Annotated in this window: 23 protein-coding genes; 10 read left to right on the plus strand and 13 right to left on the minus strand. The window is 63.0% G+C overall.

Annotation, left to right across the window (positions count from 1 at the left end):
- Positions 1-20: 20 nt before the first annotated feature.
- From mdtD to yccS, 4 genes are all read left to right on the plus strand, one after another.
- Entirely contained in the window at positions 21-1,448 is a 1,428-nt protein-coding gene (mdtD, locus tag ACF8FG_RS07865) for a multidrug transporter subunit MdtD (protein WP_014592628.1), read from the plus strand.
- Between the two features lie 112 nt (positions 1,449-1,560).
- Complete coding sequence (dbpA, locus tag ACF8FG_RS07870; RefSeq protein WP_230065385.1) at positions 1,561-2,898, plus strand: ATP-dependent RNA helicase DbpA; 1,338 nt, start codon at positions 1,561-1,563, stop codon at positions 2,896-2,898.
- A gap of 121 nt (positions 2,899-3,019) precedes the next feature.
- Positions 3,020-4,201, plus strand: a complete 1,182-nt coding sequence (locus tag ACF8FG_RS07875; RefSeq protein WP_026031845.1) for an NAD(P)/FAD-dependent oxidoreductase — start codon at positions 3,020-3,022, stop codon at positions 4,199-4,201.
- An 83-nt stretch (positions 4,202-4,284) separates the two neighbouring features.
- Positions 4,285-6,468, plus strand: a complete 2,184-nt coding sequence (gene yccS / locus ACF8FG_RS07880) for a YccS family putative transporter (protein ID WP_003249401.1) — start codon at positions 4,285-4,287, stop codon at positions 6,466-6,468.
- An 18-nt stretch (positions 6,469-6,486) separates the two neighbouring features.
- Here yccS and ACF8FG_RS07885 read toward each other — a convergent pair whose 3' ends face one another.
- A complete protein-coding gene (locus ACF8FG_RS07885; RefSeq protein WP_318078819.1) occupies positions 6,487-7,224 on the minus strand; it encodes a transporter substrate-binding domain-containing protein in 738 nt (245 codons plus the stop codon).
- A 153-nt stretch (positions 7,225-7,377) separates the two neighbouring features.
- On the opposite strand from ACF8FG_RS07885, the gene ACF8FG_RS07890 reads away from it, so the two are divergent.
- Positions 7,378-7,830 (plus strand): GNAT family N-acetyltransferase, encoded by a 453-nt coding sequence (locus ACF8FG_RS07890; RefSeq protein ID WP_318078817.1) that lies wholly within the window; start codon positions 7,378-7,380, stop codon positions 7,828-7,830.
- 25 nt (positions 7,831-7,855) lie between these two features.
- Here ACF8FG_RS07890 and ACF8FG_RS07895 read toward each other — a convergent pair whose 3' ends face one another.
- The 9 genes from ACF8FG_RS07895 to tkt all read right to left on the minus strand — a co-directional run bounded on the left by ACF8FG_RS07895 (position 7,856) and on the right by tkt (position 17,251).
- Positions 7,856-8,152, minus strand: coding sequence for a helix-turn-helix domain-containing protein (locus ACF8FG_RS07895; protein WP_003249396.1), 297 nt, complete (start codon positions 8,150-8,152; stop codon positions 7,856-7,858).
- A gap of 12 nt (positions 8,153-8,164) precedes the next feature.
- Positions 8,165-8,665 carry a M48 family metallopeptidase gene (locus ACF8FG_RS07900; protein WP_026031844.1) on the minus strand — a complete coding sequence of 167 codons (501 nt, stop codon included), beginning with the start codon at positions 8,663-8,665 and terminating at the stop codon, positions 8,165-8,167.
- Between the two features lie 39 nt (positions 8,666-8,704).
- Entirely contained in the window at positions 8,705-10,831 is a 2,127-nt protein-coding gene (locus ACF8FG_RS07905; protein WP_076402329.1) for a bifunctional diguanylate cyclase/phosphodiesterase, read from the minus strand.
- Between the two features lie 212 nt (positions 10,832-11,043).
- On the minus strand, positions 11,044-12,108 hold the full coding sequence (gene fba / locus ACF8FG_RS07910) for a class II fructose-bisphosphate aldolase (protein ID WP_010955535.1): 1,065 nt from the start codon (positions 12,106-12,108) through the stop codon (positions 11,044-11,046).
- Positions 12,109-12,208: 100 nt separating this feature from the next.
- Positions 12,209-12,538 (minus strand): MliC family protein, encoded by a 330-nt coding sequence (locus tag ACF8FG_RS07915; protein ID WP_003249387.1) that lies wholly within the window; start codon positions 12,536-12,538, stop codon positions 12,209-12,211.
- Positions 12,539-12,616: 78 nt separating this feature from the next.
- Complete coding sequence (locus ACF8FG_RS07920; protein WP_014754651.1) at positions 12,617-12,868, minus strand: hypothetical protein; 252 nt, start codon at positions 12,866-12,868, stop codon at positions 12,617-12,619.
- Positions 12,868-14,031, minus strand: coding sequence for a phosphoglycerate kinase (locus ACF8FG_RS07925; protein WP_014592638.1), 1,164 nt, complete (start codon positions 14,029-14,031; stop codon positions 12,868-12,870). Before ACF8FG_RS07925 ends, ACF8FG_RS07920 begins: the two co-directional genes overlap by 1 nt.
- A gap of 12 nt (positions 14,032-14,043) precedes the next feature.
- Positions 14,044-15,102 carry an erythrose-4-phosphate dehydrogenase gene (gene epd / locus ACF8FG_RS07930; RefSeq protein WP_014592639.1) on the minus strand — a complete coding sequence of 353 codons (1,059 nt, stop codon included), beginning with the start codon at positions 15,100-15,102 and terminating at the stop codon, positions 14,044-14,046.
- 151 nt (positions 15,103-15,253) lie between these two features.
- Positions 15,254-17,251 carry a transketolase gene (tkt, locus tag ACF8FG_RS07935; RefSeq protein ID WP_318078815.1) on the minus strand — a complete coding sequence of 666 codons (1,998 nt, stop codon included), beginning with the start codon at positions 17,249-17,251 and terminating at the stop codon, positions 15,254-15,256.
- Positions 17,252-17,502: 251 nt separating this feature from the next.
- On the opposite strand from tkt, the gene ACF8FG_RS07940 reads away from it, so the two are divergent.
- The 4 genes from ACF8FG_RS07940 to ACF8FG_RS07955 all read left to right on the plus strand — a co-directional run bounded on the left by ACF8FG_RS07940 (position 17,503) and on the right by ACF8FG_RS07955 (position 22,158).
- Positions 17,503-18,495, plus strand: coding sequence for a metalloregulator ArsR/SmtB family transcription factor (locus tag ACF8FG_RS07940; RefSeq protein WP_003249377.1), 993 nt, complete (start codon positions 17,503-17,505; stop codon positions 18,493-18,495).
- 18 nt (positions 18,496-18,513) lie between these two features.
- Entirely contained in the window at positions 18,514-19,704 is a 1,191-nt protein-coding gene (gene metK / locus ACF8FG_RS07945) for a methionine adenosyltransferase (protein ID WP_003249375.1), read from the plus strand.
- Between the two features lie 228 nt (positions 19,705-19,932).
- Positions 19,933-21,633, plus strand: coding sequence for an NAD-dependent DNA ligase LigB (ligB, locus tag ACF8FG_RS07950; RefSeq protein ID WP_318077996.1), 1,701 nt, complete (start codon positions 19,933-19,935; stop codon positions 21,631-21,633).
- A gap of 132 nt (positions 21,634-21,765) precedes the next feature.
- Entirely contained in the window at positions 21,766-22,158 is a 393-nt protein-coding gene (locus ACF8FG_RS07955) for a DUF1090 domain-containing protein (RefSeq protein WP_003249372.1), read from the plus strand.
- A gap of 188 nt (positions 22,159-22,346) precedes the next feature.
- Here ACF8FG_RS07955 and ACF8FG_RS07960 read toward each other — a convergent pair whose 3' ends face one another.
- Positions 22,347-22,805: a cytochrome c gene (locus tag ACF8FG_RS07960; protein WP_014592642.1), complete on the minus strand. Its 459-nt coding sequence runs from the start codon at positions 22,803-22,805 to the stop codon at positions 22,347-22,349.
- A 119-nt stretch (positions 22,806-22,924) separates the two neighbouring features.
- Between ACF8FG_RS07960 and ACF8FG_RS07965 the strand changes: the two genes are divergently transcribed.
- Complete coding sequence (locus ACF8FG_RS07965) at positions 22,925-24,076, plus strand: murein transglycosylase A (RefSeq protein WP_014592643.1); 1,152 nt, start codon at positions 22,925-22,927, stop codon at positions 24,074-24,076.
- Between the two features lie 50 nt (positions 24,077-24,126).
- On the opposite strand, the gene ACF8FG_RS07970 is transcribed toward ACF8FG_RS07965, so the two are convergent.
- Both ACF8FG_RS07970 and ACF8FG_RS07975 read right to left on the minus strand, forming a co-directional pair.
- Positions 24,127-24,513, minus strand: a complete 387-nt coding sequence (locus tag ACF8FG_RS07970; RefSeq protein ID WP_010955544.1) for an MAPEG family protein — start codon at positions 24,511-24,513, stop codon at positions 24,127-24,129.
- 28 nt (positions 24,514-24,541) lie between these two features.
- Positions 24,542-25,375 (minus strand): EamA family transporter, encoded by an 834-nt coding sequence (locus ACF8FG_RS07975; RefSeq protein ID WP_076402332.1) that lies wholly within the window; start codon positions 25,373-25,375, stop codon positions 24,542-24,544.
- Between the last annotated feature and the right edge of the window lie 115 nt (positions 25,376-25,490).

The raw sequence follows: 25,490 nt of genomic DNA on the forward strand, positions 1-25,490 counted from the left end.
CACTGACAAACGAGGAAGTCATGCCCGAACGCACCCCGCTGGACCCCGTCACCGCCCGCTGGATCCCTTGGGTGGTGGCCATCGCTTTCTTCATGCAGTCCCTGGACGGCACCATCCTCAACACTGCACTGCCGGCCATGGCCCGCTCGTTGGCCGAAGACCCCTTGCGCATGCAGGGTGTGATCATTGCCTACATGCTCACCGTGGCCCTGCTGATCCCTGCCTCAGGCTGGATCGCCGACCGATTCGGCACCAAGCGCATCTTCTTCAGCGCCATCTTGCTGTTCAGCTTTGGCTCGCTGCTGTGCGCAGCAGCCAACAGCCTTGGCTTCCTGATCTTCGCCCGCGTAGTGCAGGGCCTGGGCGGTGCGCTGATGCTGCCGGTCGGGCGGTTGGTGGTGCTGCGCGCCTACCCACGCAGCGAGCTGGTGCGGATCATGAGTTTCATCACCATCCCCGGCCTGCTCGGGCCATTGCTGGGTCCAACGGTCGGTGGCTGGCTGGTGGAAATCCTCAGCTGGCACTGGATCTTCCTGCTCAACCTGCCAGTCGGCCTGCTTGGCTGCATTGCCGTGTGGAAGTTCATCCCGGACTTGCGCGGCGCCGAGCGCACCACCTTCGACGGCCCTGGTTTCCTGCTGTTCGGCGCAGCGATGGTACTGATCACCATTGCCATGGAAGGCCTGGGCGAGCTGCACCTGCCGCACTTGCGGGTAATGTTGCTGCTGTTCGCCGGCATGGCCTGCCTGGCCGCGTACTGGCTGCGCGCCGGGCGCGACCCGGAGCCGCTGTTCTCGCCAAGCCTGTTCCGCGTGCGTACCTTCGCCATCGGCATCCTCGGCAACCTGTTCGCTCGCCTGGGCAGCGGCGCGCTGCCGTTCCTGGTGCCGTTGTTGCTGCAGGTCGCGCTGGGCTACTCACCCGCCCAGGCTGGCATGAGCATGATCCCGCTGGCGGCGGCGGCCATGCTGGCCAAATCCATTGCCCGACCGCTGATCGAACGGTTCGGCTATCGCATCATCCTCACCTGTAATACCTTGCTGCTGGGTATCCTGCTGGCAAGCCTGGGCCTGGTGGACGAGCAGACCCCTTATTGGCTGCTGTTGGTGCAACTTGGCCTCCTGGGCGCAGTGAACTCCATGCAGTTCACTGCGATGAACACAGTGACGCTAATCGATCTCGACGACGCCAGCGCCAGCAGCGGTAACAGCCTGCTGTCGGTGGTCGCGCAACTGTCGCTGAGCCTGGGTGTGGCCTGCGCCGGCGCACTGTTGGGCGGCTTTACTGCGGCAGGCAGCGCCGAAGGCGTGGAAACCACCCTGGGCGCGTTCCAGCTGACCTTCGTCACCATCGGTGTAATGGCCATGCTGGCAGCGGCGATCTTCCTGCAGCTGGCGCCGACGGACGGAAGGCGTGCCCGTCGTCCGGAACAACACATGGAGTCGTAGGGCGAATGGCCACGAGGCTGGTAGACTATGCGGCATTTTTCGCTTCGCACCGCAGGCCCGCCTCGTGACCACCGAATCCACCGCCTTTGCCACCTTGCCGCTGTCCACTGCCATGCTGGCCAACCTGGAGGCCCTCGGCTATGCCTCGATGACGCCGATCCAGGCCCAGAGCCTGCCTGTCATCCTCAAAGGCCAGGACCTGATCGCCCAGGCCAAGACCGGTAGCGGCAAGACTGCCGCCTTCGGCATCGGCCTGCTCAACCCGATCAACCCGCGCTACTTCGGCTGCCAGGCGTTGGTGCTCTGCCCTACCCGCGAACTCGCCGACCAGGTGGCCAAAGAGCTGCGCCGCCTGGCCCGTGCCGAGGACAACATCAAGATCCTGACCCTGTGCGGCGGCGTTTCGCTGGGCCCACAGATCGCTTCGCTGGAGCACGGCGCGCACATCATCGTCGGCACCCCAGGGCGCATCCAGCAGCACCTGGACAAAGGCACCCTGGTCCTGGATGGGTTGAACACCCTGGTGCTGGACGAAGCCGACCGCATGCTCGACATGGGCTTCTTCGACGCCATCGCCAGCATCATCGGCAAGACCCCGTCGCGCCGCCAGACCCTGCTGTTCTCGGCCACCTACCCGGCCGGCATCAAGCAACTGGCCGCCGACTTCATGCGCAACCCGCAGCAGGTCAAGGTCGAAAGCCTGCACACCGACAACCAGATCGAGCAGCGTTTCATCGAGATTGACCCGCAGCAACGCCTGGAAGCCGTCACCCGCGTGCTTGGCCACTACCGCCCGCAGTCGTGCGTAGCGTTCTGCTTCACCAAGCAGCAATGCGAGGACGTGGTTGCCCACCTGACCGCCAAGGGCATCGTCGCCCAGGCCCTGCACGGCGACCTGGAGCAACGCGACCGTGACCAGGTGCTGACCATGTTCGCCAACCGCAGCAGCTCGGTGCTGGTGGCTACCGACGTGGCCGCGCGCGGCCTGGACATCGATGGCCTGGACATGGTCATCAACGTGGAGCTGGCGCGTGATGCCGAAATCCACGTACACCGCGTGGGCCGTACCGGCCGCGCCGGCGAGAAAGGCGTTGCGGTCAGCCTGGTGGCACCGGCCGAAGGCCACCGCGCCCAGGCCATCGAAGCGCTGCAGAAGAGCCCGCTGCGCTGGGACCAGCTGGACAGCCTGAAAAACAAGGGCGGCGAGCCCCTGCTGCCGGTAATGACCACACTGTGCATTGCCGCTGGCCGCAAGGACAAGCTGCGCCCTGGCGACATCCTGGGGGCCCTGACCGGTGATGCCGGCATCCCAGGCAAGCAAGTGGGCAAAATCGCCATCTTCGACTTCCAGGCGTTTGTGGCCGTGGAGCGGGCGCTGGCCAAGCAGGCCATGCAGCGGCTGAACAGCGGCAAGATCAAGGGTCGCGCCCTGAAAGTCCGCATTATCTAAAGCCAGGCAAAGCCCCCTGTAGGAGCGGGTTTACCCGCGAATGCGGCAGTGAATGCACCATCGCATCGCGGGTGAACCCGCTCCCACAGGGTTCAGCATTTCAAATCTGAAGGTTCATACCGTGCACTCCACCGACGTGATCATCCTTGGCGCCGGCGCCGCCGGCCTGATGTGCGCCCAGCTCAGCGCCCGGCGCGGCCGCCGGGTACTGCTGCTCGACCACGCCAACAAGCCAGGCAAGAAAATCCTCATGTCCGGCGGCGGGCGTTGCAACTTCACCAACCTGTACACCGAGCCGGCCAACTTCCTTTCGCACAACGCGCACTTCTGCAAGTCGGCACTAGCCCGCTACACCCAGTGGGACTTCATTGAGCTGGTGTGCAAGCACGGCGTGGCGTACCACGAGAAGAAGCTCGGCCAGCTGTTCTGTGACAACAAGGCCAGCGACATCCTCGACATGCTGCTGGCCGAGTGCGACGAGACCGGTGCCGAGATCCGCATGCACACCAGCATCGAACAGATCGAGAAGACCGAAAGCGGCTATCTGCTGCAGACCAGCGGCGGCCAGTTCGCCTGCCAGTCGCTGGTCATCGCCACCGGCGGCCTGTCGATCCCGACCCTGGGGGCCACCGGTTTCGGCTACCAGGTGGCCCGCCAGTTCGGCCACACCCTGCTGCCAACCCGCGCCGGGCTGGTGCCATTCACCATCACCGAGCCCCAACTCAAGGCGATGTGCACCGAGTTGTCCGGCACCTCGCTGGACTGCACCGCCAGCTGCAATGGCACCAGCTTCCGCGAAAACCTGCTGTTCACGCACCGCGGCCTGAGCGGCCCGGCGATCTTGCAGATCTCCTCGTTCTGGGAAGCCGGTGATACCGTCGAGATCAACCTGTTGCCCGACCGCGATGCGCTTTCCTGGCTGCAACAGATGCAGGCCGAACGCGCCAACGCCGAACTGAAGACCGTGCTGGGCGAGGTGTTCACCCGCAAGCTGGCCAACTTGCTGGCCGAGCAGTGGTTCGAGTCAAAGCCAATGAAGCAGTACACCCCGGCGGAACTGGCGCAAATCGCCGAAAAGCTGGCGAACTGGCAGGTAGTACCGGCCGGCACCGAAGGCTACCGCACCGCCGAAGTGACCCTGGGCGGCGTGGATACCCGAGAGGTGTCGTCCAAGACCATGGAATCGCTGAAAAGCCCGGGGTTGTACTTCATCGGTGAAGTGCTGGATGTCACCGGCCACCTGGGCGGTTTCAACTTCCAGTGGGCCTGGGCATCGGCGAACGCCGCCGCGCAGTTCGTGTAGAGTAGAATCCTTTCAGCAGCACGGAACGCTTCTTGCTGGCCCGTGCTGCAGTGCATTCTTCGCTCACCGCCTGGCAGGCCATCATGTCATCGAGCTCGTTCCGTCAGTCACTGCGTCGCCTGTGGGGCCAAGACAAGTTCAGCTACAGCATCCGGGTCACCATTGCCCTCACCGGCAGCCTGGCCCTGTGCTGGTACCAGAATGAGATGGCCCTGCTGATTCCTTTGTTCCTCGGCATCATCGCCAGCGCCCTGGCCGAAACCGACGACAGCTGGCAGGGCCGCCTCAGCGCCCTGGCCGTTACCCTGGTGTGCTTCGCCATCGCTGCACTGGCAGTCGAGTTGCTGTTCCCCTACCCCTGGATCTTCGTCATTGCCCTGGCCCTGGCTGCCTTTGGCCTGACCATGCTCGGGGCGCTGGGCGAGCGCTACGGCGCCATCGCTTCGGCCACCTTGATCACTGCGGTCTACACCATGATCGGTGTGGACCAGCGCGGCGGCCAGGTCACCGATTTCTGGCACGAACCGCTGCTGCTGGTGGCAGGTGCGGCTTGGTACGGGCTGCTGTCGGTGCTGTGGCAGGCTCTGTTTTCCAACCAGCCGGTACAACAGAGCCTGGCCAAACTGTTTTTCGAGCTGGGCAGCTACCTCAAGCTCAAGGCCAGCCTGTTTGAACCGGTCCGCACGCTCGACGTCGAGGCACGGCGCCTGGAACTGGCCCAGCAGAACGGCAAGGTGGTGGCCGCGCTGAACGCAGCCAAGGAGATCATCCTGCACCGGGTAGGCAACAGCCAGCCAAACTCGAAGGTAAGCCGCTACCTCAAGCTGTACTTCCTGGCCCAGGACATCCACGAGCGTGTCAGTGCCTCGCACTACCCCTACAACGCACTGACCGAGGCGTTTTTCCACAGCGACGTCATGTTCCGCTGCCAGCGCCTGTTGCGTAAACAGGGTTCATCCTGCCAGGAACTGGCCCGCTCGATCCGCCTGCGCCAACCATTCGTGCTGGCCAGCGGTTATCCAGAAGCCCTCGAGGACCTCAACGCCTCGCTGGAGCACCTGCGCATCCAGAGCAACCCGGCCTGGCGCGGCCTGTTGCGCTCGCTGCGAGCACTCGCCGCCAACCTGGCAACACTGGACCGCCTGCTCAGTGCCGCCAGCAACCCGGATAGCCTGGCCGACGCCAGCGACAGCAGCCTGCTCGACCGCTCACCGCGCTCGCTGAAGGACGTGTGGACGCGCCTGCGCACCCAGCTCACACCGACCTCGCTGTTGTTCCGCCATGCCTTGCGCCTGCCGCTGGCGCTGTCGATCGGCTATGGCATGGTGCACCTGATTCACCCGACCCAGGGCTACTGGATCATCCTCACCACGCTGTTCGTGTGCCAGCCCAACTACGGGGCCACGCGGCGCAAGCTGGTGCAGCGAATCTTCGGCACTGCCGTTGGCCTGACAGTGGGCTGGGCCTTGTTCGACCTGTTTCCCAACCCGGTCATCCAGTCGTTGTTCGCCGTGGTTGCCGGGGTGGTGTTCTTCGTCAACCGCACCACCCGCTACACCCTGGCCACTGCGGCGATCACCCTGATGGTGCTGTTCTGCTTCAACCAGATCGGCGATGGCTACGGCCTGTTCCTGCCACGCCTGTTCGATACCCTGGTGGGCAGCCTGATTGCCATCCTAGCGGTGTTCCTGTTCCTGCCCGACTGGCAGGGCCGACGGCTGAACAAGGCGCTGGCCAATACCCTGGCCTGCGCCAGCGTGTACCTGCGCCAGATCATGCAGCAGTATGCCCACGGCAAGCGCGACGACCTGGCCTACCGCCTGGCCCGGCGCAATGCCCACAACGCTGACGCGGCGCTGTCCACCACCTTGGCCAACATGCTGATGGAGCCAGGGCATTTCCGTAAGGAGGCCGACGTTGGCTTTCGTTTCCTGGTGCTGTCGCACACGTTGCTCAGCTACCTCTCGGGGTTAGGCGCGCACCGCGACACGGCGTTGCCAGCGGAGGTGCAGGAGCAGTTGATCGAAGGCGCCGGGCAAAGCCTGGCCAGCAGCCTGGACGAGATTGCCAACGGCCTGGCCGCACGGCTGCCGGTGGCGATTCACAGTGATGCCGAAGAAGCGCTGGCCAATGCCCTGGAGCAGATGCCGGAAGATCTGGATGAGCATCAGCGGTTGGTGCAGACACAGTTGGCGTTGATATGCCGGCAACTGGGGCCATTGCGGACCCTGGCGGCACACCTGATCAAGGAAAATGCCCCGGCCTGATCGTTTTATTGCCTGTGCTCAAAAGCCATACTGACGCAGCAGCCGGGCATAGCTGCCATCGGCCTTCATCGCCGCTATCGCCTGCTCGAAACGCTCGACGATCCGCTCACGCTCCGGGTGCTTCAGGCTGACCAGAATATGCAGGGTGTTCTCCCCCAGCGGCGGATCCACCAGCATCACCCCATCACGCACGTCCTGCGGCTCACGCTGCAGGTTGTAGCGGGCCACGTACTCGTCTTCCACCGCCAGGCTTACCCGCCCTGCCGCCAACATGCGTACCGCAGAAGAAAAGTTGCGCACCGGCACTTTGCGCAGACGGGGATCCCTGTCGAATTCCGGTGAATAGGCGTAATCACGCACTACGGCAATGCTATAGGCATAAAGGTCAGACAGACGCTTGTAGCTAAACGCCTCGCCCTTACGCTGCAGCAGGCGAATACGATTACTCAGGTAGGCGTTGGAAAACTGCCCGATACTGGCGCGCGAGTCGTTGTACCAGGCGTTGATCAGCACGTCGTAGCGCCCTTCACCTACCCCCAGCAACGCACGCGCCCACGGCACCTCTTCATAGCCGCTGGCGTAGCCGGCGCGCGCCAGTGCCGTGGTAACGATGCTGGTCGCAAGGCCGCCGCCCGGCATCTTGGCATCGGTGAACGGTGGCCAGTTGTCGGCCACCAGGCGCAGCTTGGCGTGACCCGGGGAAGGTGTTGCCAGCATCGTTGCCAGTAAACCCAGAACACAAAGCAGTGGCCGCATGCTCACGTCCTTTCGCAATGGAGGGCAACACTGCCAGTGAGATTACACAAAGCGGTTGCCGAGGGCAGCGGCCAATAGTGTCATTTAGCCTCTATTTTGGCCGAAGCACATGCAGCATGCGATGATCGAGCCCCATCCAAGGAGTCCGTTCCCATGTCAATCGACTGGATCTGCAAGCACCACACCGACCTCGGCAAGGAGCAGCTCTATGCCATTTTGCAGCTACGCACTGAAGTACTCGTGGTGGAGCAGCGCCACGCCTACCAGGAAGTCGATGGTCAGGACCTGACTGGCGATACCCTGCACCTCATGGCCTGGCAGGAAGACAAGCTGGTCGCCTACCTGCGCCTGCTGGATCCGCAGTCACAAGGTGGGGATGTGGTGATCGGACGAGTGGTGACATCAGCGCAGGCGCGAGGTTTGCAGCTCGAAGAAAGCTTGCTGCTCAAGGGGCTGGAGGCGGCGGAACATTGTTGGCCGGGGGTGCCGGTTTATCTGTCGGCTCCGGCGCATTTACAGGCGTTTTATGCCCACCATGGGTTTGCGGTGGTGAGCGAGGAGTCTTTGGAGAACGGCATCGCATCTATTGGAATGCGCAAGGGATGAGCCCGCCCTGTGCGGGCTTTGCACATCAGGGGTAACCCAGCACTTCGCGGATCTGCCGCAAGTGACGGATGATCCACTGCTTGTCGATCGCCCCCCAGTCATGAATGCGATAATGCCCGGCGTGGTTGCGTGCGCCCTCCTGCTGTTCGAACTCGCAGACGATGTCCAGGTCGGCCAGCGCGGCGATAGTGTCCTGAGCGGTGCGACGGGGCATGCCGGTGGCCTCCATCAGGGCGGGCACGCTGGTCGCGGTCTGGCTATCGATCAGCCAGGCCACGTACAGGCGGCGGTAGAAGCTGCTCTTGGTCTTGCTCACTTCCATGCTGCATGTTCCTTAGAGGTTGCCTGGCAGCTCCCGGTAGGTCAGGTAGACGCGCAGGTCGAATTCCAGTTGGTGATAGTCCGGCTCCATGTGCTGGCAGAGCTGGTAGAACGCCTTGTTGTGATCTCGCTCGCGCAGGTGCGCCAACTCGTGCACAACAATCATGCGCAAGAACTGTGGCGCGGCCTCCTTGAACAGCGAGGCAATGCGGATTTCCTTCTTCGCCTTGAGCTTGCCGCCCTGCACCCGCGACACCGCCGTGTTCAAACCCAGGGCCCGATGCGTCAGATCGAGGCGGCTGTCGAACAGCACCTTGTCCAGGTTTGGCGCACTTCGCAGGTACTGTTGGCGCAGATCCTGGGCATAGCCATACAACGCCTTGTCGTTTTGCACGTCATGGCGGTCAGGGTAACGGCGCTGCAGGTATTCACCCAGGCGGTCGCTGTCGATCATCTTCCGCACCTGCTCCTGCAGGTGCGGGGGGTAGGCTTGCAAGTAACGTAGTACGGTCATGGCGCTGTATTCGGCGTAACGAATGCCGATTCTAGCCAATCACAGCCCTGGCCAGGAGAAAATTGCCGGGAAGCCGCTAGCATCAGTCGCGGTCATCGGATAAGCCACCAGGAAACCCTGAACGTATTCGCAACCATTGGCCTTGAGCCAGGCTGCCTGCGCCGGGGTCTCCACACCCTCGGCGATCACCGTGATACGGTAGTCGGCGCACAGGCCGATCACGCTGCGAACCAACGCAGCATCTACCGCCGAATCGGGCAGACGCGCCACCAGATGACGGTCGAGCTTGAGTGTGTCGATAGGCAGGTCGCGCAGCATGCGCAACGAACAGTCACCCGCACCGAAGTCATCCAGGGCCACCCTCACGCCCAGCTCACGCAAGCGGTGGGTCTGTTTGACGGCCGCATCAATGTTATACATCAGCGACGTTTCCGCCACTTCCACCTCCAACTGCGTCGGGACAAGCTGGTAAAGCTGGATGACCCGTTGCAGTTCTTCGACCAGGCCAGGCATGACGAACTGCGCGCGGCTCAGGCTGATGCCGAGCACAAGGTCGGGCGGAAACCGGTCGTACCAGGCCTGCCGCTGGGCGGCCCCTTGGCGGTAGATCCAGCTGGCCAGACGGTTGATCAGACGCGCTTCTTCCAGCAACGGGATGAACAGCCCCGGCGGCACATCGCCAACGCTGGGGTGCTGCCAGCGCAGCAAGGCCTCGAAACCACGCAGGCGACCATCGTGGAAGGCGACCTGTGGCTGGTACACCAAGGTAAAGTCCTGCTGCTCGATGGCCGTGCGCACGCTGTCCTCGAGCATCAATCGCGATCGCGCCCGTCCGTTGAGTTCCTGGTCGTAGAAGCGGTATTGCTGACGCCCCGCTTGTTTGGCTGCGTACATCGCTGCATCGGCCGAACGCAGCAGGCCTTCAACATTGGCGCCGCAGTCCGGGTAGGTGGCAATGCCGATGCTGACCCCAAGGCACACATCGAGCCCGTCGACCTCATGGCTGATGGAAACACGCTCGAGCAACCGTTCGGCAAAACGCCCGGCCTGCTCCGGGTAGGGCAAGCTGTCGAACAGTGCAGTGAACTCATCGCCGCCCATACGCGCCAGCAAGGCCTCACTGCCCAGGCAGTCCTTGAGCTGCTCGGCCACCCAGCGCAACACCCGATCGCCCGCGTCGTGGCCGAGCGAGTCGTTGATGCGCTTGAAGCCATCCAGGTCCATGTACATCAGCGCCTGCGCCTTGTCCGAGCGCTCGTTGCGCAACAGAGCACCTTCAGCCGCCTGGTAGAAACCACGGCGGTTGAGCAGGCCGGTGAGCGGGTCAGTAATGGCCTGGTATTCCAGCTGTTGGTGCAAGTTACGCACTACCGACATGTCCAGCACGGTCACCACCATCGCCTGTTGGTCGGCAGGCAACGGCGCACAGGACAGCGCCACCGGCACAAGCTCACCGCCTTGGGTACGCAGTTGGGCATCGTGTACGCGGAAGATCTGCCGCCCTTGGTAGGCCTTGTAGAAGTCCGACTCGCGCCACAGGCTGGTACTGGTCAGTTGCACAACGTCGAGCAATTGGGTGCCCTGCAGGTGTTGCACCGGTGCCGCCAGCAAACGGGAAATGGCCGGATTGGCAAAACTGATGATGCCATGGGCATCAACCACCAGAATGCCTTCGGCGGCATTTTCCAGGATGGACGCATTGAATGCCCTGGCCGTCTCCAGCTCGCGACTCAGCTGCTGCAGCATGCGCCGGTTGCGCTGCTGGTCGAGCAGCGCCTGGACCTTGGGCTTGAGGATTTGCGGGTCGAACGGTTTGAACATGTAGTCCACGGCGCCGCTGGCGTAGCCTTTGAGCACGGCCGCTTCGGACTGTTCGTTGGCGGTGAGGAAAATGATCGGGGTCAGTCGGGTACGCTGATTGCCGCGCATCAGCCGGGCGACTTCAAAGCCGTCCATTTCCGGCATCTGTACATCCATCAACACCAGGTCGACTTCGTATTCAAGCAACGCGCTCAAGGCTTCTATCCCAGAGCTTGCCGTCAATACTTGCCAATCCTGCCGAGCCAGCAAGGCCCGCATGCTGATGAGGTTCTCGGGGTAGTCGTCTACCACCAGAAGAACTGAGCTGCCATCCAGTGGCTGCTGTTGAGGGTGAGCGCCATCCATGCTGCTTCTCTGTTATGTGACCGACTTCAAAATACGGTTGGATCCATTAGTACTCTAGACCTGAGGCTGCAACAAGCAATGCAATCAGAACGCTATCAATGGTCAAACTGTACGGTAGCCGACTAACGGTCGGTCTGCCGTAAATATGGACAGGTTTCCATCGCCCATAAAAAAACCCGCATCACTGCGGGCTTTTCAGGGTTACCTGTCGATCAGTTGACCTTGGCGGCCAGTTCACCTTTCAGGTAGCGCTGGTACATACCTTCCAAAGAGATCGGCTTGATCTTCGAAGCATTGCCTGCGGTGCCGAAGGCTTCATAACGTGCGATGCACACGTCGCGCATGGCCTTGATGGTTTCACCGAAGAACTTGCGTGGGTCGAACTCGCTCGGGTTCTGCGCCATCAGACGGCGCATGGCACCGGTAGAGGCCAGACGCAGGTCGGTATCGATGTTGACCTTGCGCACGCCATGCTTGATGCCTTCAACGATTTCTTCGACCGGTACACCGTAGGTTTCTTTGATGTCGCCGCCGTACTGGTTGATGATCGCCAGCCACTCTTGCGGTACCGAGGACGAACCGTGCATCACCAGGTGGGTGTTGGGGATGCGCTTGTGGATTTCCTTGATACGATCGATGGCCAGCACGTCACCGGTTGGTGGCTTGGTGAACTTGTAGGCACCGTGGCTGGTACCGATGGCGATCGCCAGGGCGTCGACCTGGGTCTTCTTGACGAAGTCGGCGGCTTCTTCCGGGTCGGTCAGCATCTGGCTGTGATCCAGCACGCCTTCGGCGCCGATCCCGTCTTCTTCACCGGCCATGCCGGTTTCCAGCGAACCCAGGCAGCCCAGTTCGCCTTCAACCGAAACGCCGCAGGCGTGAGCCATGGCAACGGTCTGCTGGGTAACGCGGACGTTGTACTCGTAGTCGGTCGGGGTCTTGCCGTCTTCACCCAGCGAGCCGTCCATCATGACCGAGCTGAAGCCCAGCTGGATCGAGCGCTGGCAGACGTCAGGGCTGGTACCGTGGTCCTGGTGCATGCACACCGGGATGTGCGGGAACTCTTCGATGGCAGCCAGGATCAGGTGGCGCAGGAATGGCGCACCAGCGTATTTGCGGGCACCGGCCGAAGCCTGAACGATCACCGGGGAGTCGGTCTTGTCGGCCGCTTCCATGATGGCGCGCATCTGCTCGAGGTTGTTGACGTTGAAAGCTGGTACGCCGTAGCCGAACTCGGCGGCGTGGTCCAGCATCTGGCGCATGCTAATGAGTGCCATTGTGTATCTCTCTCCCGACAAGCGTCGTTTGTTTCGTGCAAGCCTGCCGCAGGGGCGGTTGCTGTTCAAGTAGTGTGGGCCACCCTCGCGGCCCGGCCAGTCACGGTGCCTTGCAGCCCCGCCCAATCAGATCGTTGGTTGCCACCCAATACACCAGGCCTTCTTCGCCCTTGGTGTGGAAGGCCAGCATGCCATCGCTGTACAGCGCACCCGAGGCACCCGGTTCAGCCTTGAGCCGGTACACCTGGTCGCCGCCGCCAAGGCGCACGTCAACCTGGTCACGTTGCGCATCGGCGAAGCGCCAAAGCACCTCAGCCTGGGTGTCGCAGACCCAACGGGTCCAGTTGTCTGCCGGGGCCGGTTGCGTCGGCTGCAGCAGTGAGCATCCTGCCAGTGTCGCCAGGGCCGTCACGGCCAAAAGCGCTTTCATTCAGTTTCCTCGATTTGGGGCTGCTGTGCAGCCCTTCCTCAAGACCACAAATCAACGTTCAGGTTGCCTATTACCCGATCAAGGGCAACCCGGCGCCTTGCGCTGGTGGTCTTCGTCGTACTTTTCCAGGCCTTCCGGGCCCACGCGCTTGCCGATGACCGGCACAGTCTCGGCCTGCCATTCGGACTGGTAGCAACCGCCCTTGTGCGACTGCGCCGGGTCGGCATCCGAGGCCGGGCTGCCCGCGCAAGCGCTCAGCAGACCGGCCAGCATCATCACAGGCAATTGTTTGACCACCAGGCCACTCCCTTTGCCAAGCGCCGACGTCATCAGGCCTTGGCCCGCTCTTCCAGGATTGCCACAGCTGGCAGGACCTTGCCCTCGACGAACTCGAGGAAGGCGCCACCACCGGTAGAAATGTAGGAGATTTCATTGCTGACGCCATATTTGTCGATGGCTGCCAGGGTGTCACCGCCACCGGCGATGGAAAACGCGGCGCTGTCGGCGATGGCCTTGGCCAGTACCTTGGTGCCGTTGCCGAACTGATCGAATTCGAACACGCCAACCGGGCCGTTCCACAGAATGGTTTTCGACGACTTCAGCAGCTCGGCGAAGTTGGCCGCGGTCTGCGGGCCGATGTCCAGGATCATGTCGTCGGCAGCTACATCGGCAATGGCTTTGACAGTAGCTTCGGCGCTCTCGGCGAACTCTTTGGCAACCACCACGTCGACTGGCAGCGGCACGCTGACCTTGGCGGCAATGGCCTTGGCGGTATCGACCAGGTCAGGCTCGTACAGCGACTTGCCCACCGGGTGGCCGGCAGCGGCCAGGAAGGTGTTGGCAATACCGCCACCGACGATCAGCTGGTCGCAAACACTGCTCAGGCTGTTCAGCACGTCCAGTTTGGTGGAAACCTTGGAGCCGGCAACGATGGCCGCCATTGGCTTGGCCGGGGCCTTCAGGGCCTTGCCCAAGGCATCCAGTTCGGCTGCCAGCAATGGGCCGGCAGCGGCAACCTTGGCGAACTTGGCGACGCCATGGGTCGAGCCTTCGGCGCGGTGTGCGGTGCCGAAAGCGTCCATGACGAATACGTCGCACAGGGCAGCGTACTTCTGCGCCAGCTCGTCGGCGTTCTTTTTCTCGCCCTTGTTGAAGCGCACGTTCTCGAACAGCACCAGTTCACCGGCCTGTACCGCGACACCGTCCAGGTAGTCGGCAACCAGCGGCACGTCACGGCCCAGGGCCTTGCTCAGGTAATCGGCGACCGGCTTGAGGCTGTTCTCGGCAGAGAATTCGCCTTCTGTCGGGCGGCCCAGGTGCGAGCAGACCATTACCGCTGCGCCCTTCTCCAGGGCCAGCCTGATGGTCGGCAGCGCTGCCTGGATACGCGCATCGCTGGCTACCACACCGTCCTTCACAGGCACGTTGAGGTCTTCGCGGATCAGTACGCGCTTACCTTGCAGGTCGAGGTCGGTCATCTTCAACACGGTCATGAATGCAGTCCTTCAGGGCTGTTTGGTGCGGGTTGGGTGAACGACGTGCAGAAAGTGTTCGGCAACGTCGAGCATACGGTTGGCAAAACCCCATTCGTTGTCGAACCAGGCCAGCAGGTTTACCAGGCGGGGCCCGGAAACACGCGTCTGGCTGGCATCGACGATCGCCGAATGCGGGTCATGGTTGAAATCACAGCTGGCGTGCGGCAGCTCGGTGTAAGCCAGCAAGCCTTTAAGCGGACCTTCCAGCGCGGCCTCGCGCAGCACTCGGTTGACTTCGGCCGCACTGGTGTCGCGGGCGGTCTGCAGGGTGATGTCCAGGCACGAGACGTTGACGGTCGGTACACGTACCGCTTTGGCCTGGATTCGCCCGGCAAGTTCCGGAAGCAGGCGCTCGATGCCACGCGCCAGGCCAGTGGACACGGGGATCACCGACTGGAAGGCCGAGCGCGTGCGGCGCAGGTCCTCGTGGTGATAGGCATCGATCACCGGCTGGTCGTTCATCGCCGAGTGAATGGTGGTGATCTGCACGTATTCGATGCCGAACGCCTGATCCAGCACACGCAGCAGCGGCACGCCGCAGTTGGTGGTGCACGAGGCGTTGGACACCAGGCGCTCGCTGCCGGTTAGGCAGGCCTGGTTGATGCCATAGACCACCGTGGCGTCAACGTCGGCCTCGCTGGCCATGGGCTGCGAGAACAGCACCCTTGGCGCACCGGCGTCGAGAAAACGCTGGCCATCGGCACGGGTGTTATAGGCACCGGAACACTCCAGCACCAGGTCGATGCCCAGCGCAGCCCAGTCGATGCCTTCGGGGGTGGCACTGCGCATTACCTTCACGCAGTCGCCATTGATGTGCAGACAGTCGCCGTCGACCTTGACCTCGCCGGGAAAACGCCCGTGGGTGGAGTCGAAGCGTGTCAGGTATTCCAGGCTGGCCTGATCGGCCAGATCGTTCAGCGCGACGATCTCGAAACCGGCCTTTGCCCCCCGCTCGAACAGCGCGCGCAGGACACAGCGGCCGATACGGCCATAACCGTTGAGTGCAACTTTGTAGGGACGGTGGGGCATTCGGGGCTCACGAGACAGTTCAATTGTCGTCAGCCTGCGGAATTTGCGGTGTGGCATTCGCGGGCAAGCCCGCTCCCACAGGGTTTCATGCAACCTCTGTGGGAGCGGGCTTGCCCGCGAATGAAGGCGACACCGCCCGCAGATCTTTAAATCAGTCTTCCAGCAGCTCTTCGGCAGTACCGAGGATGTTCTCCAGGGTGAAGCCGAACTCTTCGAACAAAGCCGAAGCCGGCGCCGACTCACCGTAGGTGGTCATGCCGATGATACGACCTTCCAGGCCGACGTACTTGTACCAGAAGTCGGCGTGGGCAGCTTCGATGGCGATGCGCGCACCGACTTCCAGCGGCAGCACGGACTGCTTGTAGGCAGCGTCCTGGGCATCGAACACGCTGGTGCACGGCATGGAAACCACGCGCACCTTGCGGCCTTGCTCGGTCAGCTTGTCGAAGGCCTGAACAGCCAGACCCACTTCGGAACCGGTGGCGATCAGAATCAGTTCGGGCTCGCCGGCGCAGTCCTTGAGCACATAGCCACCGCGGCTGATGTCGGCGATCTGCTGTGCATCGCGGTCCTGGTGCTGCAGGTTCTGGCGCGAGAAGATCAGCGCCGATGGGCCGTCCTTGCGCTCCAGGGCGTTTTTCCAGGACACGGCGGATTCCACCGCGTCGGCCGGGCGCCAGGTGTCCAGGTTCGGGGTGCTGCGCAGGCTGGTCAGCTGCTCGATCGGCTGGTGCGTCGGGCCGTCTTCGCCCAGACCGATGGAGTCGTGGGTGTACACGTGGATCACGCGCTGCTTCATCAGGGCCGACATGCGCACGGCGTTGCGGGCGTATTCCATGAACATCAGGAAGGTCGCGCCGTAAGGCACCAGGCCACCGTGCAGGGCAACGCCGTTCATGATGGCGGTCATGCCGAACTCGCGCACGCCGTAGAACACGTAGTTGCCGCTGGCGTCACCGGCTTCGACGCCCTTGCAACCTTTCCACAGGGTCAGGTTGGAGCCGGCCAGGTCAGCCGAACCGCCGAGGAACTCGGGCAGCAGCGGGCCGAAGGCGTTCAGGGCGTTCTGGCTGGCCTTGCGGCTGGCGATGGTTTCGCCTTTGGCAGCCACTTCGTTGATGTAGGCCTGGGCCTTTTCGCTGAAGTCGGCCGGCAGCTCGCCGCTGGCACGGCGCTTGAACTCGGCAGCCAGCTCCGGGTAGGCCTTGGCGTAGGCGTCGAAGCGCTGGTTCCACTCGGCTTCAGCCTTGGCACCGGCGGCCTTGGCATCCCACTCGGCATAGATGTCGGCCGGGATTTCGAACGGGCCGTGGTTCCAGTTCAGGGCCTGGCGGGTCAGGGCGATTTCGTCGTTGCCCAGCGGGGCGCCGTGGCAGTCTTCCTTGCCCTGCTTGTTCGGCGAACCGAAACCGATGGTGGTCTTGCAGCAGATCAGGGTCGGGCGATCGCTCTTGCGGGCGGTCTCGATGGCCATCTTGATTTCTTCGGCATCGTGGCCGTCGACGTTGCGGATCACCTGCCAGTTGTAGGCTTCGAAGCGCGCCGGGGTGTTGTCGGTGAACCAGCCGTGCACTTCGCCGTCGATGGAGATGCCATTGTCATCGTAGAAGGCGATCAGCTTGTTCAGGCCCAGGGTGCCGGCCAGCGAGGCGACTTCATGGGAGATACCTTCCATCATGCAGCCGTCGCCGAGGAACACGTAGGTGTTGTGGTCGACGATGGTATGGCCGTCACGGTTGAACTGGGCAGCCAGTACTTTCTCGGCCAGGGCGAAGCCCACGGCGTTGGCGATACCCTGGCCGAGCGGGCCGGTGGTGGTCTCGACGCCTGGGGTGTAGCCGTACTCCGGGTGGCCCGGGGTGCGGCTGTGCAGTTGGCGGAAGCCTTTGATGTCATCGATGGTGACGTCGTAGCCGGTCAGGTGCAGCAGCGAGTAGATCAGCATCGAACCGTGGCCGTTGGACAGCACGAAGCGGTCACGGTCGGCGAAGCTCGGGTTGCTCGGGTTGTGCTTCAGGTAGTCGCGCCAAAGCACTTCGGCGATATCCGCCATGCCCATGGGGGCACCTGGGTGGCCGCTGTTGGCCTTTTGCACGGCATCCATGCTGAGGGCACGAATGGCGTTGGCACGTTCACGACGGCTGGGCATCGCTGATCTCCTAGGGGGCTTGAATAGGTGGTGTCACGAAAAAGGCGGCCATTTTCGCCCACTGGGGGCGCTTGGGGCAAACATTTAAGCGCCAAGCGCCAGCTTTAAGCCGCAACTGAAGAAGCAGAGCGCGACTCGGGGCGCCCCAAAGCGTGTAACTTGTGGCTTTCGGCTTGCAGCTCATCGCCAATATCAAAACTTTTTGATATTGGCCTTGCTAGGGCATCGATGCCTGTCTAGACTGCCGCCCCATGAATCTGCGTGCGCAATCGATCCCCGAGCAACGCGAAACATTGGCCGCCCTGTGCAAAGCCAGTGGCGATGCGCTGCGCCTGAACGTATTGCGCGCCCTGGCCAACGACTCGTTCGGCGTGCTGGAGCTGGCGCAGATCTTCGACATCGGCCAGTCGGGCATGAGCCATCACCTCAAGGTGCTGGCTCAGGCCGACCTCGTGGCAACCCGCCGCGAAGGCAATGCCATCTTCTACCGCCGTGCCCTGCCCGATGGCCTGCGCCTGGGTGGCCGGCTGCACGCGGCGCTGCTCGAAGAAGTCGACGACCTGGCCCTGCCGCCCGATGTGCAGGCGCGCATAGCCCATGTCCAGCAGCGACGGGCAGCCACCAGCCAGGACTTCTTCCTGCGCGTGGAAGAGAAGTTCCGTGCCCAGCAGGACCTGATCGCCGGCCTTCCGCAGTACCGCGACAGCCTGCTGGCGCTGCTCGACAAACTGCATTTCGACCCGGCTGCCAGCGCGCTGGAAGTCGGCCCCGGCGACGGTGGCTTCCTGCCCGACCTGGCCCGGCGCTTCGCCCAGGTCACCGCCCTGGACAACAGCCCTACCATGCTCGAGCTTGCGCGCCAGGTGTGCCAGCGCGAAGGGCTCGACAACGTGAACCTGCAGTTGGCCGATGCACTGGGTGCAACGGATGTGGCCGCCGACTGCGTTGTGCTGAACATGGTGCTGCACCATTTCAGCGACCCGGCCCTGGCCTTGCGCCAGCTGGCCAAACGGGTGAAGGCAGGCGGCAGCCTGCTGGTCACCGAACTGTGCAGCCATGACCAGGGGTGGGCGCGCGAAGCCTGCGGCGACCTCTGGCTGGGCTTCGAACAGGACGACCTGGCGCGCTGGGCCAATGCTGCCGGGCTGGCCCATGCGGACAGCCTGTACGTGGGCTTGCGTAACGGTTTCCAGATCCAGGTCCGCCATTTTCAGCGGACGGCTGGCGACATACACCATCGGTAAATTTCAGGAACCTTCGAGATGAGCGAATACTCCCTTTTCACCTCCGAGTCCGTGTCCGAAGGGCATCCGGACAAGATCGCCGACCAGATTTCGGACGCCGTCCTTGATGCCATCATCGCTCAGGACAAATACGCCCGCGTAGCCTGCGAAACCCTGGTCAAGACCGGTGTCGCCATCATCGCCGGCGAAGTCACCACTTCGGCCTGGGTCGACCTGGAAGACCTGGTGCGCAAAGTCATCATCGACATCGGCTACAACAGCTCCGACGTCGGCTTCGACGGCGCCACCTGCGCCGTGATGAACATCATCGGCAAACAGTCGGTAGACATCGCCCAGGGCGTGGACCGCTCCAAGCCGGAAGACCAGGGCGCCGGTGACCAGGGCCTGATGTTCGGCTACGCCAGCAACGAAACCGAAGTCCTGATGCCTGCACCGATCTGCTTCTCGCACCGTCTGGTAGAACGCCAGGCCGAGGCGCGCAAGTCCGGCCTGCTGCCATGGCTGCGCCCGGATGCCAAGTCGCAGGTCACCTGTCGCTACGAGAACGGCAAAGTGGTCGGTATCGACGCCGTTGTGCTGTCGACCCAGCACAACCCGGAGGTTTCGCAGAAAGACTTGCAAGAAGCCGTGATGGAGCTGATCGTCAAGCACACCCTGCCGGCCGAACTGCTGCACAAAGGCACCCAGTACCACATCAACCCGACCGGCAACTTCATCATCGGTGGCCCGGTGGGTGACTGCGGCCTGACTGGCCGCAAGATCATCGTCGACTCTTACGGCGGCATGGCCCGTCACGGGGGTGGCGCGTTCTCCGGCAAGGACCCGTCCAAGGTCGACCGTTCCGCCGCCTACGCCGGCCGCTACGTGGCCAAGAACATCGTCGCCGCCGGCCTGGCCGAGCGTTGCGAGATCCAGGTGTCGTACGCCATTGGCGTGGCCCAGCCGACGTCCATCTCGATCAACACCTTCGGTACCGGCAAGGTCTCCGACGACAAGATCATCCAGCTGGTGCGCGAATGCTTCGACCTGCGTCCGTACGCCATCACCACCATGCTCGACCTGCTGCACCCGATGTATCAGGAAACCGCTGCCTACGGCCACTTCGGCCGCACCCCGCAGCAGAAGACTGTCGGCGACGACACCTTCACCACCTTCACCTGGGAGCGCACCGACCGCGCCCAGTCGCTGCGTGACGCTGCCGGCCTGTAAGCGTCCTGCAGCGCCAGACGAAAGCCCCTGCCGAGCGATCGGCAGGGGCTTTTTTGTGCCTGTCACGGCATTTTCATCGCCCGTGAGATCGAGCGCCGCGCTCGTTTCTTGCTCCGCCTCGGGATTGGAGACGAGCACCAGCGAAATATCACCTGACAACTGCACGCGCCGCCCGCCCCGCCACCCGCCTACGCTAAGCGCTTCCCCGCCATGCAAGGATGCCAGGCCATGCCGTACCTGTTGTTGTTCGCCCTGCTATTTGTGCTGAACACCCCATTGGCCAGGGCTGCTTCATGCCCACACTGGAACCCGCAACAGGCCGAGGCCGAAGTTGCGCAACTGCGCGCCACGCTTGCCCGATGGGACGAGCACTACCATCGCCAGGGCATAGCTCTGGTGGCCGACGAACTGTACGACCAGAGCCGCGAGCGCCTGAACCACCTGCAGCAGTGCTTCGCGGTTGGCACCAGCCCCTCTCCCCTGGCCAGTGCTCGCGGCCCGGTCCCCCACCCCGTACCGCATACCGGCGTCGACAAGCTGGCAGACCGCCAGGCCGTGGCGCGATGGATGGCCGGCAAGACCGGCGTGTGGGTACAACCCAAGGTCGACGGCGTAGCCGTTTCCCTCACCTACCAACAGGGCCGATTGGTGCAGTTGACCAGCCGGGGGGACGGTGTACACGGCCATGACTGGAGCCGACACATCAAACAGCTCGGCGCTGTCACCCGGCAGTTGCCTGAGGCGGTCGACCTGCACTTGCAAGGTGAGCTGTATCTGCGCCTGAACGATCATGTACAAGCCAAGGCCGGCAGTGCCAACGCCCGGGGTACCGTGGCAGGGCTGCTCGCACGCAAGCAACTGACTGGCGAACAAGGCAACGCTATCGGCCTGTTCGTGTGGGGCTGGCCGCACGGCCCCGAGCAACAGGCCGAACGCCTCGCCCAACTGGCACTGCTGGGGTTTCCGGACAGCCAGCTTTACAGCATCGCCATCGACACGCTGGAGGATGCAGCACACTGGCGCGAGCACTGGTATCGCTCTGCTCTGCCCTTCGCCACCGACGGTGTGATCCTGCGCCAGGGCAGTCGGCCACCTGCCGAGCGCTGGCAGGCCAAGGCACCCTACTGGATCGCGGCCTGGAAGTACCCCTATGCACAAGCCTTGGCCGAAGTACGCGACGTGCGCTTTCGGGTCGGCCGCACTGGCAGGGTCACGCCCGTTCTTCACGTGCAACCCGTTACCCTCGATGACCGGCGCATTACCCAAGTCAGCCTTGGGTCGCTGGCGCGCTGGCAACGCCTGGATATTCGCCCCGGCGATCAGGTGGCCATCAGCCTTGCCGGGCTGACCATTCCGCGGCTCGAACACGTCGTGCACCGCGCTGTAGAGCGCCAACCGATAACCGCACCAGCACCCGACCAGCATCATGCCCACAGCTGCTGGCGGGCCAGCGAGGGCTGTGATGAGCAGTTCATTGCCCGACTTACCTGGCTTGGCGGTAAACAGGGCCTGGCCTTGCCACGCACCGGGCCCGGCACATGGCGTCGGCTGGTCGAAGCTGGCTTGGTAACGTCCATGACCGACTGGCTGCAACTCGATGCCGAACGCCTGCAGCAGGCCCCCGGCATCAGCAGGCTCACTGCAGCACACCTGATGGGCAGTTTCGACGAAGCCCGCTCACGGCCAGTCGATCAGTGGCTGCGCGCCCTTGGCGTGCCCATTGGCAAGCATTTGCCACTGACTGGCGACTGGCAGGCGCTGGCCTCACGCAATGCCGAGCAATGGCAAACCGTGCCCGGCATCGGCGCAAAACGCTCGCACCAACTTGTGGAATTTTTCGCGGCCTCCGAGGTGCAAGCCATTGCCGCACAGTTGGCCGACGCCGGCATAGAAGGTTTCCGGACCCCACCCCAGCGCATTGAGCAATGATTTTTTACCAAATAGTGCGTAGGAAAAACCCGAGACTCCGGCAGAAAACCTCACCAAGGGTTTCTAAATGGGCAAAACCAAGGCAGGATTTCCCCCAACTTTTGCTGCCCCGCCCCGTTAGGGAGGCTTTTCATGAAACGTATTTCGACTCTTTTCCTGCTCGCAACACTGGGCCTGGCCGCGGGTACTGCTCAGGCTGCCCAGCCCGATGCCGGCCTGACCGGTTGCGCCGCCAAGCGCAGCGCCATCGAAAACCAGCTGAAAATTGCCCGTGACCACGGCAACAGCGACCAGGTGGCAGGGCTGGAGGAAGCCCTGCGCGGTGTGGACAACTGCACCGACGCCAGCCTGCGCAAGGAACGTGAGCAGAAGGTGCTCGATGCGCGTCACGAAGTGGCGCAGCGGGAAAAGGACTTGAAGAAGGCAGAGAAGAAAGGCGACGCCGAGAAGATCAACAAGCGCAAGGACAAGCTGGCCGAGTCGCGTAAAGAGCTGCAGGAAGCGGTCGACGATCTCGACCGCTAAGGCATCTGGCCGGCAAGCCTGGTCTTTGTGGGAGCGGCCTTGTGTCGCGATAGGGCCGCGCGGCGGCTCCAGCTATGCATGCATTTTTGCTGAAATCCTGGGGCCGCTGAGCGGCCCTATCGCGACACAAGGCCGCTCCCACAGGAATCTGTACAAGCCCCGAAGGTTTGCGCGAACAGCACAGCCATTCAATGATTACGAAATTCGCTATGACAGGCCTTGCACGCAGCCTCGACATTGTCCATCGGTGCCTTCAGTTGCGCAGCATCCAGTGGCTGGTTGCGGGTGACATCGACCAGTTCGCCGGTGACGCCCTCAAGCTGCCGGGCCAGGTCATGGAACCGCGTCTGGCGCTCCCACACTTCGGCACGGGCGGCGCTGTCACCACCATCGCGCACCTGTGGAAAATGCTGCCACGGCTGATGCGACAGGCTGTCCAGCTTCAGCGCACCGTCGGCAAACTTCACCCCGTCGAACGGCAACCGGCCACGCAGCATGCCGCCGAGGTCCTCGCTGGTCTTGAGCATGTCCTTGAAGATCACCTTGCGTTTGCCCAGCGGCGAGTTCGGGTCAACCCGGTCACAACCCGTCAGAGCCCCTCCCAGGGCAAGTGCTGCCAGCAGAACAACGGTCAATCGCTTAAACATCACGCTCACTTCGGCCTACGCAAATGGGCGGCCAGTATCGCTGCCCCTGGGCCAAACACCAATAGCCACATAAAAGACAGGGGCGAACCTTCATGTTCGCTCATGACAGGAATGCACACATGAAATCTGCCCTGCGCCACCTGGCCTGGACACTGCCGGTGCTGGCTTTGCTGGCCGGCTGCAACGGCGGCGAGAGCGCCAAGCCCGAGCCCCACGCTGTCGCCACCTATGCCCCGGCCACTTGGAAAGACTTGCCGGCCGTCAGCGATGAAGACCTGCTGGCAGGCTTTTATGCATGGCGCAACGGCTGCGAAAAACTCAAGCGCGACCCGGTGTGGGCCGCCACCTGCGAAGCGGCCGGCAGCGCCACAGCCAGCGCCGCCCAAGTGCGAACCTTCCTTGAACAGAACCTGCAGGTGTACGGCCTGCGCTCTGCACAGAACAATGCCAACGGCCTGATTACCGGCTACTACGAGCCGGTCTACCCAGGCAGCCTGAGCCAATCGGCAACCAACCATGTGGCGGTCTACGGCATCCCTGATGACATGATCGTGGTCGACCTGGCCAGCGTGTACCCCGAACTGAAGGGCAAACGCCTGCGCGGCCGTCTGGAGGGTCGGGTGCTCAAGCCCTACGACACGGCCGAAGTCATCAACCGTAACGGCGTCAAGGCACCGGTGCTGGCCTGGCTGACCGACCCGATGGACCTGCAATTCCTGCAGATCCAGGGGTCTGGCCGGGTGCAACTGGAAGACGGTCGTCAACTGCGCCTGGGCTACGCCGACCAGAACGGCCACCCCTATCGGCCGATCGGCCGCTGGCTGGTGGAGCAGGGTCAGCTGAAAAAAGAAGAAGTGAGCATGGGCGCCATTCATGCCTGGGCCCAGGCCAACCCGCAGCGCGTACCAGAGCTGCTGGCCAGCAACCCCAGCTACGTATTCTTCAGCACCCGCCCGGACAGTAACGAAGGCCCGCGCGGCTCGCTGAACGTACCGCTTACCGCCGGCTACAGCGTGGCCATCGACCGCAAGGTGATTCCCCTGGGCAGCTTGTTGTGGCTGTCTACCACACGCCCGGACGGCTCGCCGGTGGTACGACCGGTTGGCGCGCAGGACACCGGCGGGGCGATTACCGGCGAAGTGCGTGCCGACCTGTTCTGGGGCACCGGCCCGGAAGCCGGCGAACTGGCCGGGAACATGAAGCAGCAAGGGCAGATCTGGATGCTGTGGCCCAAGGGCCAGCCACTGCCTGAGGTACCCAAGGTACCGTGATCGTTGTGGCCATCCTCGCGGGGGCTGCCCGCGAAGATGGCCAGCCGGTTTCAGATGGAAACCACGAAGAACGACACGATCAGTGCCAGGCTGGCAAACCACACCAGCGACCGCAAGGCAGCCCAGTCGGCCAGGTAGCAGATGATGTAAAGCAAGCGGCTGGTGATATACATCACCCCCAGCACATCCTGGGTCACCTGCTCGGCATTGCCGACGATATCCGCCACAAGCACCGCCGCAGCAAATGCCGGAAACGCTTCGTAGCCATTCTGCTGCGCAGCATGAGCACGCCGCGGCAGGCCCGACAAGGTATCGAGGAAGGCTCGCGGATCGTGATTGTCCTTGAGGCCGAAGCGGCCACTGCTCGCCTTGGCGATCAAGGCACAAAGCGGGTTCAACAGCAGCGCAATCAGGATGCACCACAGGGCAACAGTCATGGACAGGACTCCTTGTTCAGTCTTCAGGTCAAAGCTTCATTACCAGCATGCCGGCCAACACCAGCCCGCAAGCTAGGAGTCTCGGCCCGCCAAAAGGTTCTTTGAGGTAGCGCATACCCAGCACCACCACCAGGATCACGCTCAACTCCCGCAGTGCCGCCGCTTCGGCCACAGACCCCAGGTGCATGGCCCACAGCACCAGGGCATAGCTGAACAATACGCAGAACCCTACCGCCAACCCAAGGCGCCACTGGCTTCGCCAGAACAGTACGAATGGCGCCCGCCGCGCTACGCCCGCCAACAACGGGAATTGCCAGGCGCTGAGCAGGGTCAGCCAGACCAGGTAATCCCACGGCTTGCCCCACAGGCGCACGGCCTGGCCGTCGAACCAGGTGTAGCAACCAATGCACAGGCCAATCAAGGCAACTACCGGCAGCATCGACCATGGTAGCCGGTCACCGCCGCCGCCCTGCCACAACAGGCAGGCCATGCCACAGGGGATCAACAGGATACCGATGATCTGCTGCTGGCTCAGCGACTCCCCGGCAAAGGCCAGGGTCAGCCCCAGCACCACCAGCGGTGACAGCCCGCGCATCAGAGGATAGACCAGCCCCAGATCGCCCACGCGGTAGGCCTGGATCAGCAGATAACGGTACAACTGCTCAGCCAGTGCCGAAGCTACCAACCAGGGCCAGATTTCAGCAGGCGGAATATCCACGAAGGGCACCGCCAGCACCGCGAAGGCCAGCGCTACCGTGTCCATGCTGGCAATGACCAGCAAGCGCTCGCCACTGAATTTGATCAGGGTATTCCAGGTTGCATGCAGCAGGGCGGCAACCAGCACCAGAGATGTTGCCAACACGCCTTCTTGTCCTTATGGCTTTTCATGGCTGTGAATATATAGCGTTCAGGGGGGCTTTGTGGGAGCGGGCATGCCCGCGAAGAATGCAACTCGGTGTATGGCACCGGCTTTGCCG

The organism is Pseudomonas sp. YQ_6, assembly GCF_043103245.1.
GTDB lineage: Bacteria > Pseudomonadota > Gammaproteobacteria > Pseudomonadales > Pseudomonadaceae > Aquipseudomonas > Aquipseudomonas alloputida.